The following is a 14,325-nucleotide window of genomic DNA, read 5'->3' on the forward strand; positions in this document are numbered from 1 at the left end:
CAAGTATTTTTATTTAGAAACAAATAGTTAAATACCCTCAATAACTTATGGTTATAAAGAGTATAAGAGGATTTTTCTATACACATCATTAACTTATGCAGCACCTAAGCACAAGGTTTACTTGTGCTTCTCGTTACTCTCAACCACCTGGAGTTTTTTATGGCAAACCAATTGAGAAAAATCGCAGTAGGCGTCGGGCTGTTAGCAACGTCCAGCGCAGCGATGGCGGCAGACAAACCCAACATACTTGCAATTTTCGGTGACGATGTCGGTTACTGGAACATCAGCGCATATAACCAAGGTATGATGCGTTACAAAACCCCTAACATCGATCGTATCGCGAACGAAGGGGCTTTGTTTACAGACCATTACGGCCAACAATCTTGTACTGCCGGTCGAGCAGCATTCATTACTGGCGAAGAACCATTTCGCACTGGCTTGCTGACGATTGGTATGCCGGGTTCCGACCATGGGATTCCAGATTGGGCACCAACTATTGCTGACTTACTAAAAGACCAAGGTTATATGACAGCTCAGTTCGGTAAAAACCACTTGGGCGATCAAGATAAGCACCTACCTACCAATCATGGTTTTGATGAATTCTTTGGTAACTTGTACCACCTTAATGCAGAAGAAGAGCCCGAAACCTACTATTACCCTAAAGACCCAGAGTTCCGTAAAAACTATGGTCCTCGTGGTGTAATTAAATCTTATGCCGACGGTAAGATTGAAGATACTGGCCCAATGACGCGTAAACGCATGGAACACGCGGACGAAGAATTCCTCGAAAGCACTTTATCGTTTATGGAGAAAGCTGTTAAAGCAGATAAGCCTTTCTTCATCTGGCATAACTCTACGCGCATGCACGTGTGGACCCGATTACAAGAGAAGTACCGAGGCAAATCCGGTGTTAGCATTTACGCTGATGGCATGTTAGAGCATGACGATCAAGTCGGCGTATTGCTCGACAAACTCGATGAGTTAGGCGTTGCTGACAACACCATCGTTATTTATACAACAGATAATGGAGCGGAGACCATGACTTGGCCTGATGGGGGCGCAACCCCATTCCACGGTGAGAAAGGCACGACTTGGGAAGGCGGTATGCGTGTGCCTCAACTTGTGCGTTGGCCTGGTGTCATTAAGCCAGGAACGAAAATCAACGAAATGATGGCTCATCAAGACTGGTTGCCAACATTGTTGGCGGCAGCTGGCGTTCCTGACGTGAAAGAAAAGCTTGCTGAAGGTTACAAAGCAAATGGTAAAGACTGGCGTGTCCATATAGACGGCTACAACTTCATGCCATACTTCGAGGGAAAAGAAGAGAAAGGACCACGTGAGTCTCTGCTCTACTTCACCTCAAATGGTGAACTAAACGCAGTACGCTGGAATGACTGGAAACTTCACTTTGCAACTCTAGAAGGAAACCTAAGCGACGCCGTGCGATCTGTACCAAACTGGCCTAAGATCATTCACTTACGTGCTGACCCATTTGAAAAAGGTCCTAGCGAGTCACAAATGTACCTACGTTGGATGGCAGACAACATGTGGTTGTTTGTACCAATTCAAGACGTTGTTGGCGACTTCTTTAAAACGTTACCTGAATACCCAATGCAACGCGGTACAACTATGAACCCTGCTTCTTTAAATTACGACTCTTTGCAGATGCAAGAAAAGATGCAGCAGTTAGAAATGCTTAAACAAGAAGTGAATAAAGTTAAGTAATTTAATTAATCACTCTAGATTGCGTTACTGAGCCAGCAGAGTTCTGCTGGCTTATCTGTATCTCTACGGACACACTTAGCTCGGTAGTTTACTCCATGCAAAGCGGGCCTATATTGAGAACACAGAAAAACAAAAAAGGAGAGCAAACCTGCTCTCCTTTGTATTTTAACCGTGAATAAACTAAGCTACGTTAACCGATTTAGTTAAACTATTGCTCTGAAAGAATTCATCATGCAACGCGCAAATCGCACGCTGATATTCTTTATCACCCACGACGAACTGAACGTTTACATTTCTCATTGATGAGTGAAGTGCAACTGGCGTTACGCCATTGTTCATCAAAGAAAGTACACCTTTCGCTAGTGTCTTGTTAGTGTCAATTTGAGAACCGATGGCTGAAATCAGCGCGACCATACGGCCTTTAATCGACGCATTCGGATAGCGTTTTTCAGCTTTATACAATACTTTGTTCAAGCTATCAGTACTGCCACCTAGATAGTAAGTAATAGAGTTCGCGTTCATCTCTTTACCAACTAAACTTACGCGAGCATCAGAGATAATTTCCATTAATTCGTAGCTAACGTTATCGGCTTTTCCCACCATCGCTTGGTCAAACAAATGCAGTGCAAACACTTTTTCTTTACCTGCGATAATTTCGACTTTGTCTTCTTCTGGGCGGTAGCTTGAAGAGATCAAAGTGCCTTCGTGTTCAGGTTCAAATGTATTTTTGATCTGTAGCTCAATACCACTCTCGCGTAAACCTGCGGCTGCATTTGGGTGAATCGCTTCCATGCCAAGGTTAGCAAGTTGGTCTGCTACGTCATAGTTTGTACTACCAATTGGCAAAACTTTTTCAGGACCAACAACACGCGGGTCTGCAGAGCTCAAGTGATATTCTTTGTGAATTACCGCTAAATCCGCTTTTGTTATCGCTGCAATTCGGCTAAATGTCATCTCACTATAACCTCGGTCATAAGTGTGCATTAGGCCTTCCTTACAGTAAGCATAACCTGTAACAATTGGCAGTTCTTTTGACACATCGATATCAGCAAACGCATCACTGATCGATTCATCAAGGCTTCTTGGCGCTTGATTGTCCCAACCGGACAGGTCAACGAACTTAGCGTTAATACCCATATTTTTTAGTTTCAATGCCGTGTTGTAAGCACTGTGCGCCTCACCGATAGACGACAGAAACTCTCGAATTTGAGGCAAATACTGACGTAGCGAAAACTGACCGTACTGACAAGTTTCTAAAATGTTCGCAATACAGTTTTTCGCTTCAGCAATACGTGAGCGAATGAATTTATCTGCACGGATACGATTCATTGGGTCCGCGAAAATATTTTCATTTGTGAGCAGCATACGGCTTTCAACGTATGCTAACGCTTCTTCCCATTTGTCATCACGTTTCGCGATAAGCTGATAAACACCTGGCTTACTGGTTTTTTTACATTCGAGTAGCGCGTCGGTCATACCGCCATATGCAGAGACGACAAAGATACGATTGTATGGCGATTTAGGACGAAGAATAATGTTGTCGAGAACAGCATCAAATGCTGTCATTGATGTACCGCCGATTTTTTCTACGGTAAATGTCATGATAAGCCTTTTTTGATTGGTAACTTTAAAAGAAAAAAGAAGAGATAGTTGATCGTGGGGTGACAAGCACCCCACCTCTATCTTTTAGTCAACGAGAGGATAAACACCGTTTTCATCGTGCACTTCAGCGCCGGTAATTGGTGGGTTGAATACACACGCCATTACCATTTCTTTATTCTTATAAGCTCTCAAGTAGTGCTCATCGTGTTTATCAAGGATGTATAACGTACCCGGTTTAATCGGGTAAGTTTCTCCACCAACGACTTCAATTTCACCTTCACCGCTCATACAAAAAACCGATTCTAGGTGATTTTGATAGTGAATGTGTGTTTCAGTACCTTCATAAATCGTAGTAATGTGGAAAGAAAAACCCATGTTATCATCTTTCAACAACATACGGACACTTTCCCAGTTATCTGAAACCACACGTCGCTCACTGTTGCGACACTCATCGAGTGTTCTGACGATCATAATTAATAATCCTTATTAAGATGCTTGTTTGAAATGTTTCGCAGCAATGGTTTCCACTGCACTTTCAAAGATGCTTAGTCCTTGGTCTAGTTCTGACTCGCTAATCGTAAGTGGGCAGAAGAACTTAACGACTTCGTCGTCAGGGCCAGCTGTCTCAATTACCATTCCGTTTTCGAAACAGTTTTTCGCGATTTCAGATGCCATATCACCGTTGATACACTCAATACCAACCATCATGCCGCGACCTTTTTTCTGTACAAACATTTGTGGGAAGCGACGAACGCAGCGATCAATAACAGCACTTACTTTGTCTGAACACTGCTTGATGTGTGTTTCAAAGTCATCATTTGCCCAATAAATTTCTAAAGCTTTCGCCGCGGTAATAAATGCATGGTTGTTACCACGGAACGTGCCGTTATGCTCACCTGGCTTCCACTGGTCTAACTCTGGTTTAAGTAGAACGACGGCCATTGGCAAACCGTAACCACCGATCGATTTCGATAGCGTCACGATATCTGGTTGAATATCTGAAGGCTCAAAGCTAAAGAAAGTACCTGTACGTCCGCAGCCAGCTTGAATGTCATCGACAATCACAAGAATGTCGTTGGCTTTACAGATTTTGCTCAAACGTTGTAACCACTCGTTTGAAGCAGCATTTAAACCACCCTCGCCCTGCACAGTTTCAAGAAGTACAGCGGCTGGTTTATCCATACCTGCAGAGTTGTCGTTTAGCATGGTTTCGAACAATGCTAGACCATCAACGCCAGCGTAACCTTCAAATGGAATACGAGTGACGTTACTTAAGCTAGAACCGTTACCTTGTCTGTGATGCTGGTTACCCGTTGCAGCCAGTGCGCCAGCTGTACAACCGTGGAAACCGTTGGTAAATGCAACGACGCTGTCGCGACCTTTTACTTTTTTCGCTAACTTAAGTGCTGCCTCAACGGCGTTAGTACCAGTTGGGCCAGTAAACTGGACTTTGTAGTCCAAGTTTCTTGGTTTAAGGATGTAAGTATCCAACGCTTCAAGAAACGATGCTTTCGCTTCTGAGTGCATATCCAAACCGTGAGTAATACCGTCCATCTCAATGTACTCAAGCAGTGCTTGCTTAAGTACTGGGTTGTTATGGCCGTAATTTAGAGATCCCGCTCCAGCAAGGAAGTCTAAGTATCGTTCACCTTGTTCTGTTTCCAGCCAGCAGCCTTTCGCTTTACGAAAAACGACTGGGAAATTGTTTGAATATGAGCGTACGTTGGATTCCTGCTTTTTGAAAATATCCATGATGAGACCGTTTTTAATTCCTATTGTTTGAGGATTATTTGAGAGGAATGCGATACAAATATTCTGTATCGTGTTTGCCTTTAAAGTGGGCTTCTTCATCCAAAAATGTGCTTACTTGGCCAGAGTTGCCGTTCATCGCATCTAACTTTTTGAACAATGCCCAAGAGGCTTTATTATCTTCCGTGATGGTAGTTTCTACCGATTTAACACCGCCCAATTCCTCTCGGGTGAGAAGTTCTTTCAACATGCGGAATGCTAAACCGTGACCTCTAAAGCGAGGTGAGACTGCAACTTGCCAGACAAATAAAACGTCTTGCTCGTCTGGTTTCTGATAACCGGAAATGAAACCTGCGATTTCGCCTTTTTGCTCAACCAAAATACTGGTTTTGCTGAAATGCGTAGACTGTAGGAAATTGCAATAAGATGAGTTCATGTCCAATGGAGGACAGTCTGCAATTAAGCTGTAAATGTCGTCACCATCAGAGATTTTAGGCTCACGAAAAATCCATTTTTTACTTGAGTCTTCTCCAATCTCTGGATAAAGAACCCAAGGTGCTGATGTGATCATGTGGAAATACATATCCTTTGAGGTCTAATTAAATTTCCTTTTTATTATGGGCATCCCTCGCGACTAAAAATCAAATAATCCGCCTTTTTATCGGTATTTTTGTGACAGGTATCACAAAAATACGCCATTTAACCAAATCTTAAAATAGTTCGAGGTCTAATTTATTAAAAAATCACTTAAAGAATAAGTATAAAAAACGAACAGAAAAAACAGTCCTCCATGGTCTTCATTTCTCAGCAAAAAATTCAAAAATCAAAAAAAACGGCATGCTTTCGCATGCCGCTTTATGCAAATATTTAACTGCTGATGTTGGTTATTTCGATTTCTTCTTAGAAACCGCTTTTGGACGAGGTTCATCCATCAAGCCTTTTACTAGAGAAACCGTTGCAACAAGCAGAACAATCGTAAATGGTAGGCCTGTGGTCACGGCCATTGCTTGAGCTGCCGCTAGGCCACCACCAAGCATCAATGCAATCGCAACTAAGCCTTCAAACGTACACCAGAACACGCGTTGAGGCGTTGGCGCATCGACCTTACCGCCCGCAGCAATAGTATCAATAACCAGTGAACCAGAGTCTGAAGAGGTAATGAAGAATACCACCACCAAAATAATACCGACGAAAGATGTAATTTCAGCTAGAGGCATCACATCTAACATGGCAAATAGTTTTAACGGTAATTCCGCGTTGAACACGGCTTCATAACCATCGCTCACGTATTGGCTTATAGCGTTACCACCAAAAGCGGTCATCCATAACACACAAACAGAGGAAGGGATAAGGATAACGCAAATAATGAACTCACGAACGGAACGACCACGAGATACACGCGCAATGAACATACCGACAAATGGTGACCAAGAAATCCACCAAGCCCAGTAGAATGCTGTCCAACCTTGAGAATAGTTTACGTCTTCTCGTCCAAATGGCATTGATAGGGCAGGAATATTAGCCACATATGACACTATATTTTCGAAGAAACCCGTTAAAATCGCGATCGTCGGGCCGACAACAATAACGAAAAGCAGTAAAAGCGCAGCGAGACCCATATTGATCTCAGATAAGATTTTCACGCCTTTGTCTAGTCCCGCAACAACTGAGATTAAAGCGAGTGCGGTGATGCCAATAATCAATAGTACCTGCGTAGTATTCGTCATTGGAACATCAAATAGGAAGTTCAAACCCGTTGCGGCTTGAGACGCACCGTAACCTAGAGACGTTGCCAGACCAAAAACTGTCGCAACAACGGCAAGAATGTCGATAATGTGACCAGTCCAACCCCATACACGCTCACCAAACAGTGGGTAAAAAATGGATCGCATGGTAAGTGGTAAGCCTTTGTTAAACGAGAAAATCGCCAAACCAAGAGCCAATAGCGCATAGATTGACCACGGATGAAGTGCCCAGTGGTAAATCGTCGCCGCCATGCCTAGTGCAGATGCAGCACTTGCATCGCCTTCTGCACCACCTAGAGGGGCCCAGTCAGTACGAACACCGTTCTCAACGTTCACGCCACCAATAGCAGAACTAAAATGAGACATAGGTTCTGATACACCAAAGAACACCAGACCGATACCCATACCTGCTGCAAAGAGCATTGCCAGCCAACCCGCATAGGAATAATCTGGTGTCGCTTCTGTACCGCCGATTCGTACACGACCTAGCGGTGTAAAAATCAACCCAACACAGACAATGACAAAAATATTACCAGATGCGAGAAAGAACCAATCCAAATGGTGTAACAAACCCGCTCTTAGATCTGCGAAAAACGGCTCTACCTGTTCTCGAAATAATAGTGTTACTACAACAAATAGGATGATTGCTAAACCAGAAATTGCAAAAACACGGTTATGAATATCAAGGCCAAACGGGCCTACTTTTAACGCGACGTTATCCTGACCAATTTGATAGTCAGTGTCTATCGCGTTTACCTTTCCATCGGGGCGTTGAATGCCACCGTTATTATCGGTGCTCACGGATAATCTCCTTAAAAATACGTGACCAAATTTAAATTACTTTCGTCGGAGTTTGAGTGATGAAACCTCCCATCACTACCAAGCACATGTTCAAAAAACATAGTTCTTATAAGCGGTTACTCAGTCCGCCATCATAATCGCAAAGCCCCCTACCTTTCATTGCATTTTATTGTCTTCATCATAAACAACGCTTATTGCCAAATCGAAGAGATTGGCATGCTTCGATTAAAATGATATTGCAACTGTGCTTGAAACAGTTCAGCAGTAGCCAGCGCATCGGTCAAAGCATGATGAGGTTGATAAGCAGGAAGGCGATACCTTTCACGAGCATGCCCCAGCCTGACAGAGCCTGGCTTCTTACCTTTTAACTTATTGAATAGGCCACTGCATTCACGGCGCTGTATCGCGTGTTCAATGTCTAGCGTATCGACAACGGGAAACTGTATCCCCTCCCCAATGCTATTTAGCAACGCGTTATTAAAAAACTGCCTTTCGATATTTTTATAATGAACAAGCACAACTTTGCCTGACAGCGCATCCAATATTTCCCCTAAAATGTGGGTTAATTGGGGCGCGTTTTTGACTTCAGAATCAGTGATGCCATGAATCACAACTGACTCTTCGTTTAACTCACGATTAGGGTTAACAACCCAATGCGCAGAGCCACTACATTGAACACGATCAATAGTAAACGGCACAAGTCCAATCGTGAGAATTGCATCCTCTTCCGCATTCAAACCTGTCGTTTCAAAATCTACCGAGACAAATGGCACTTCCTCAACTGGGGTTTCCCCATTAACCATCGGTGTCGAGTAATAACGTTTGAGTCTCTCGTCTCTTGCTTCGGTCGCGAGCTGTTTAAATAAGGTTGACCACTCTGGCGTCCGAGACGTATCCAACAACGGCTGATCTTTTGCTGCCTTTTTTGAGAACCACATTATTTGCTACTTCTCTGGTATCGGAACTTGATGAAGTTCTGTGCATTACTAAGGATTTGGAAAGCAGCTTTTAAGTTTCGGCGCTCAAACTCTGACATGTTCTCTGGCTCAATGTTGTTATCTGGTTCATCTCCATTTTCGATATCGAGTGCTTGATGACGAATTCGAACCATGTAGATCAATTCCATTGCATCCCTCAAGTCCATTCCTCGACCTTTAGGTAAAATGCCCGCATCATTGATATCGTCTAAACGGTCAAACGAGTTTTGCGAACGGGAACCAATTGCCAATGAATGTACTCGAATCAAATCTGCCAATGGCGCAGTACCTCTTCTTTTCAAGTTAATAGAATTGCGATGACGACCATCTTTTTCCATAACAAAATCTTTGAAGAAGCCCAATGGCGGTGTACGACGTATCGCGTTGTAAGCCATACATGCAAGGAAGCGGTTGTTTCTTTTCGCGCGCCTAACAATAAAGCTGCTTAATTGTTCCGCCCACTTCACTCGCCCATGAACACCTAATAAATCAAAAAAGATATTACTGTTTAACAACCTTTCAGGAGTTGGGTTATCTATCCAGTTGCCAAAGCACTCCTCCCACTCCGCTCGGGTTTTTCGCCACTCTGGATTGGTTGCCATAATGTCGCCAGTACAGTAAGCATAGCCGCATGCTGCTAAACCATCACAAACAAATTTGGCAAACTTTTCAAAGTACTCCCCGTGCATCTCAACATCATAACTGTTGTCGAGAATAAGGGCGTTGTCTTGGTCCGTTACAATTAACTGCTCATCCCTGGCCATCGATCCCATAGCGACCAAACAATACGGAATTGGCGCAGGGCCAAGCTCTTGCTCTGCTAATTCAGCCAAACGCTGTTTAAAGCTACTACCAATGACCGACATGGCTCGACCAATCATATGAGCGTTGGCATCTTCATTCACCATTCGTACAAAGCAGTCTTTCACTTGTTCAGAAACTTGCTTGAGATCTTCAACGCTGGTTTGTTGGAAGATAGAGCTAACGAGCAGCAAGCTGTTTTGAGATTCATAACGGACAATATCCGTCATGCCAATAATTCCTATCGGCTTTTTATCTTTTAAAATTGGGAGATGGTGCACGTTGTAGCGCAACATGGTTAACATGGCTTCAAAGACATAAGCGTTGTAATCCAGAGACACCACGTCATAACTCATGACCTCACTCACGGGGATATTGGTATCAATGCCCTGAGCTATTACGCGAATGCATAGATCGCGATCAGTCAATATTCCAAGTAGTTGTTCATCATCTTCTTCTGTGAGTTCTTCTGCTGGGCGAACAATAAGCAAAGAGGTGACATTTTCCTCCGCCATCAGTATCGCGGCTTCTTGAATCGATGCCGTCGCCTCCAACGTTACCGGATCTCTCGCTAAGATTTTACGTGCCTTGGCAGTGGTAAAGTCATTGCTTTCTGAGCGGCTGGATATTGCGCTTCGCAAACGCGCGCTGTCTTCCAGTTCCATATAGTCAGCAAAGTTTTCAAACTCATCACAAAGCTCGTTGAAAATATCCTCCGGAATACAGTAAACCAAGGTGTCTTCTATCGCTTTGGCCGGCATACGCACACGGTTGTTCATTAACAACCCCATCTGTCCAAACAGTCCACCAGCGTCAATCCTGTTATAGAGTTCGCCTTTACGTCGGTAAATCTCCACAGCGCCGCTTCTCACCATATATAAGTCGCGGATCGTGTCTCCAAAATTGAGTATCTCCGTGCCTTGTCGAAAGTATGCAACCTCGGCATTTAGAGCGATCTTTTTTAACTGCTCTTCGGGTAGATCATCGAAAGGTGGGTACTGGCTAATGAAGTTGAGCACTTCTAACTGTTCGGCTTCCATCTTTTATTCCATACGTTGCCTAAACTACAGCGATAAATATCACCAAGATTGAAATCAATCAATGAATAAATCTAAGAATAACAACACCTAACCCAGTTCGCAGAATAAAACTCCAATCAAAAATTAGAGCTCTAACGTTTTTAAATATAGACCTCTAATCTATTTCTCCTTATAGCTATGCAGGTGGGCTGAGTTGAAATGTACTAAAAACTTCAAAATAAATTCAAACCAATGTCATGGAAAAGTTATGCAAAGACAAGACCAACAGTAAGTATCTATTTTAATTAATGAAAACACCATTTAGCCACACCTACTTAATTGTTCATTGTATGCACATAAAACCCAGTTAACCGAACCCCATTCGTTGAAAATTGAACTAAAATTAATTAGAGTACAAATCGTTAAACAGTTATAAACACACAAAAAGGACAGATAACATGGATCCCATACTGGAAGTTAAGGGACTGTATAAAGTGTTTGGAGAAGACCCAGAAAGAGCCTTCTCGCTTATCGAAAAAGGTATCGATAAGGACGGTATTTTTGAACAGACAGGTTTAACAGTCGGCGTAAACGATGTATCTCTCACCATTAACGAAGGTGAAATTTTCGTAATCATGGGGCTTTCTGGTTCGGGAAAATCTACTCTCGTTCGACTCCTAAACCGACTCATTGAGCCAACGAAAGGCAGTGTTTATCTCAAAGGGAAAGATATTGCCCATATCTCTGAAGACGAACTTCGAGAAGTTCGTCGCAACAATATCTCAATGGTGTTTCAAAGTTTCGCACTTATGCCTCACATGACGGTGATCGAAAACGCTGCATTCGGTTTAGAACTTGCTGGCATTGATGTTAATGAACGTCAGAAAAGTGCCCTTTCCGCCTTGGAAAGAGTTGGCTTAGACCCTTATGCAGAATCTTTCCCTGACGAGTTATCCGGTGGTATGAAACAGCGCGTGGGTTTAGCAAGGGCATTGGCTTGTGACCCAGACATTCTATTAATGGACGAGGCGTTTTCCGCTTTAGACCCATTAATCCGTTCTGAGATGCAGGATGAGCTTATTCGTCTACAAAACGATGACAAACGCACAATTGTCTTCATCTCTCATGATTTGGACGAAGCAATGCGTATTGGTGATCGTATCGCCATCATGCAAAACGGTGAGGTTGTTCAGGTTGGCACACCTGATGAAATATTGCACAGCCCAGCAAATGATTATGTCGAAGCGTTTTTCCGCGGCGTAAACATCGCAAGTGTCTTGACAGCAAAAGATATCGCTCGCAAGAAGCCAGCCGCCGTCTTTAAGAAATCGGAAAATGATGGCCCAGGCTCTGCGATGCAGATTCTGATGGATCATGACCGTGATTACGGCATTGTCGTGGATAAATCTAGCCGATATTCCGGCATCGTGTCTCTTGACTCACTACGTTTGGCTCACAAAGAAAACCGCTCTCTAGCCAGTGCTCAATTGACGGATGAAGTCACTCTTCAGCCAGAGCAGTCAATCAATGACATTTTGGGACTAGTTGCAGGCGTTCCTTATGCCGTACCTGTCGTTGATGAGCAAGGTACTTACTTTGGTGTCGTGACTAAATCACGTCTTCTACAAACATTAGATAAGGATTAACACGATGTCTTCAGAGCAAACTAACAATGATCCCTGGTCGAATACCGCTCCTGCACAAGATGATCCTTGGTCACAAGGTGTAGGTGCTGACGCTGCCCCAAGTAATGACTGGTTAAGCTCAGAAACTGTAGAGCAAGCGCCATTCGACATTATGAACCCATTCCAAGATGCGGTTCTACCACTTGATAGCTGGGTAGAATCGGGATTGAACTGGTTGGTGGAACATGGTCGCCCTGTTTTCCAAGCAATTCGAGTTCCAATCGACTTTATTCTTACCTCGTTTGAAACTGCTTTGGTTTCCACACCTGCGCCCATCATGGTGCTCATTTTATTTTTGCTGGCGTGGCAGTTTTCCAATGTAAAACTCGGTTTTTCAACGCTTGTATCCCTTGTTTTTATCGGCCTAATTGGTGCTTGGTCACAGGCGATGACAACGCTCGCACTGGTTTTAACCGCCGTCTTCTTCTGTTTGCTTATCGGGCTACCGATGGGGATATGGTTGGCGAGAAGCCAAACCGCAGCCAAATTTGTTAGACCAATACTCGATGCAATGCAAACGACCCCCGCGTTCGTTTATCTAGTGCCAATCGTTATGCTATTCGGTATTGGTAACGTTCCTGGCGTTGTAGTAACCATCATTTTCGCACTGCCTCCCGTTGTGCGCCTGACTATTTTAGGGATTCAGCAAGTACCTGAAGAGCTGATCGAAGCGGGCCACTCTTTCGGGGCAAACAAAAAACAGATGCTTTACCGCATCCAATTGCCATTGGCGTTACCAACGATTATGGCAGGGGTAAACCAAACCTTGATGCTTTCACTTTCTATGGTCGTGATCGCTTCAATGATTGCGGTTGGCGGCTTGGGCCAAATGGTACTTCGTGGTATCGGCCGACTTGATATGGGTCTTGCTGCCGTCGGTGGCTTAGGCATCGTAATTCTTGCCATTTTATTAGACCGTATTACCCAAGTATTAGGGGTTAATGCGGGTAACACCAAGCTTCGCTGGTATCACACAGGTCCTGTTTCATACCTATTAAAACTGAAAACAAAGACGAACCAAGACGATCTAAAACTTAGGAGAAACATCAATGAATAATTCATGGAAGAAAGCGCTCTCTGTTGGAGCTCTAAGTACTATCGCATTTTCAACTTATGGTGTGGCAAGCGAACTACCGGGTGAAGGTGTGACTGTTCAGCCAGTTCAATCAACCGTTGCAGAGGAAACGTTTCAAACATTGATCGTAAACCGTGCACTTGAAGAGCTTGGTTACGATGTAAAACCGACTAAAGAAGTCGATTACAACGTAGGCTATACCTCTATTGCTAAAGGCGACGCCACTTTCTTAGCTGTAGGTTGGTTCCCTCTTCACGCCGATAAGTACACGATGTCTGGCGGTGATGATAAGTTTTTCCGCAAAGGTCAATATGTAAGTGGTGCTGCTCAAGGTTACTTGATCGATAAAAAAACCGCTGAAAAATATGGCATCACAAATATTGGTCAATTAAAAGATCCAAAACTGGCCAAGCTTTTCGATGCCAACGGTGACGGTAAAGCGGACTTAACAGGTTGTAACCCAGGTTGGGGTTGTGAAATGGTCGTTGAGCATCAGTTGGATGCGTTCAAGCTTCGTGACACAGTAACGCACAACCAAGGTAACTACGCTGCGATTATCGCTGACACGATTTCTCGTTACAAAAAAGGCGATCCGATTCTTTACTACACTTGGACACCTTACTGGGTAAGTGGCGTCTTAGTTCCGGGTAAAGATGTTGTTTGGTTAGAAGTGCCATTCTCTTCACTTCCTGGTGAGCGTAAGGACATCGACACCACACTAGAGAACGGTAAGAACTACGGCTTTGAGATGAACTCTATGCGCATCGTTGCGAACAAAGAGTTTACTGAAAAGAACCCAGCAGCAGCGAAGCTGTTTGAAATCATCAAGCTAAACATCAATGATGTTAGTGCGCAGAATATGATGATGAGCCAAGGTAAGAACAGCTCAGCAGACATCGAGTCTCATGTAAATGGCTGGATTAAAGCGAACCAGAAAAAGTTCGACGCATGGGTAGACGAAGCTAAAAAAGCAGCCATGTAATCGGCACGACCATTAAAATACGTGACACCTAACTTTAGAGCCAACCGATCACATCGGTTGGCTCTTATTTTATTCACATTAGTAAAAAGGATTGCAACAATACTGAGCCTTGCTCCTCAGTATTTTCTTAAAGTTTCTACTTAATTTCATTCCTTAAGAATTTC

The 14,325-nt window shown here is 43.6% G+C and carries 11 protein-coding genes; 4 read left to right on the forward strand and 7 right to left on the reverse strand.

What is annotated here, in order from left to right:
- The first annotated feature begins 159 nt into the window (after positions 1-159).
- A complete protein-coding gene (locus tag FR741_RS08535) occupies positions 160-1,725 on the forward strand; it encodes an arylsulfatase (RefSeq protein ID WP_012841879.1) in 1,566 nt (521 codons plus the stop codon).
- Positions 1,726-1,905: 180 nt separating this feature from the next.
- Here the strand turns inward: FR741_RS08535 and FR741_RS08540 are convergent, their stop codons facing one another.
- From FR741_RS08540 to FR741_RS08570, 7 genes are all read right to left on the reverse strand, one after another.
- Positions 1,906-3,327: an aspartate kinase gene (locus FR741_RS08540; RefSeq protein WP_005393366.1), complete on the reverse strand. Its 1,422-nt coding sequence runs from the start codon at positions 3,325-3,327 to the stop codon at positions 1,906-1,908.
- An 84-nt stretch (positions 3,328-3,411) separates the two neighbouring features.
- Positions 3,412-3,798 (reverse strand): ectoine synthase, encoded by a 387-nt coding sequence (locus FR741_RS08545; protein WP_005393369.1) that lies wholly within the window; start codon positions 3,796-3,798, stop codon positions 3,412-3,414.
- A 15-nt stretch (positions 3,799-3,813) separates the two neighbouring features.
- Entirely contained in the window at positions 3,814-5,079 is a 1,266-nt protein-coding gene (gene ectB, locus FR741_RS08550) for a diaminobutyrate--2-oxoglutarate transaminase (RefSeq protein ID WP_065646776.1), read from the reverse strand.
- Between the two features lie 34 nt (positions 5,080-5,113).
- On the reverse strand, positions 5,114-5,647 hold the full coding sequence (gene ectA, locus FR741_RS08555; RefSeq protein WP_005393379.1) for a diaminobutyrate acetyltransferase: 534 nt from the start codon (positions 5,645-5,647) through the stop codon (positions 5,114-5,116).
- 313 nt (positions 5,648-5,960) lie between these two features.
- Positions 5,961-7,622: a BCCT family transporter gene (locus FR741_RS08560; protein WP_005393381.1), complete on the reverse strand. Its 1,662-nt coding sequence runs from the start codon at positions 7,620-7,622 to the stop codon at positions 5,961-5,963.
- A gap of 191 nt (positions 7,623-7,813) precedes the next feature.
- On the reverse strand, positions 7,814-8,560 hold the full coding sequence (locus FR741_RS08565) for a 3'-5' exonuclease (RefSeq protein ID WP_114322387.1): 747 nt from the start codon (positions 8,558-8,560) through the stop codon (positions 7,814-7,816).
- The gene (locus tag FR741_RS08570; RefSeq protein ID WP_167426628.1) at positions 8,560-10,440 is read right to left on the reverse strand and encodes a DUF294 nucleotidyltransferase-like domain-containing protein; all 1,881 of its coding nucleotides are present in this window, start codon (positions 10,438-10,440) and stop codon (positions 8,560-8,562) included. The genes FR741_RS08565 and FR741_RS08570 overlap by 1 nt, the downstream gene beginning before the upstream one ends.
- Positions 10,441-10,877: 437 nt before the next feature.
- Here FR741_RS08570 and proV point away from each other — a divergent pair, with 437 nt between their 5' ends.
- The 3 genes from proV to proX are packed head-to-tail and all read left to right on the forward strand — an operon-like array spanning position 10,878 to position 14,161.
- Complete coding sequence (gene proV, locus FR741_RS08575) at positions 10,878-12,065, forward strand: glycine betaine/L-proline ABC transporter ATP-binding protein ProV (RefSeq protein ID WP_005393388.1); 1,188 nt, start codon at positions 10,878-10,880, stop codon at positions 12,063-12,065.
- Between the two features lie 4 nt (positions 12,066-12,069).
- A complete protein-coding gene (gene proW / locus FR741_RS08580) occupies positions 12,070-13,161 on the forward strand; it encodes a glycine betaine/L-proline ABC transporter permease ProW (protein ID WP_005393390.1) in 1,092 nt (363 codons plus the stop codon).
- Positions 13,154-14,161 carry a glycine betaine/L-proline ABC transporter substrate-binding protein ProX gene (gene proX / locus FR741_RS08585; protein WP_005393392.1) on the forward strand — a complete coding sequence of 336 codons (1,008 nt, stop codon included), beginning with the start codon at positions 13,154-13,156 and terminating at the stop codon, positions 14,159-14,161. Before proW ends, proX begins: the two co-directional genes overlap by 8 nt.
- Positions 14,162-14,325: the final 164 nt, after the last annotated feature.

This window comes from Vibrio diabolicus (genome assembly GCF_011801455.1).
Lineage (GTDB): Bacteria > Pseudomonadota > Gammaproteobacteria > Enterobacterales > Vibrionaceae > Vibrio > Vibrio diabolicus.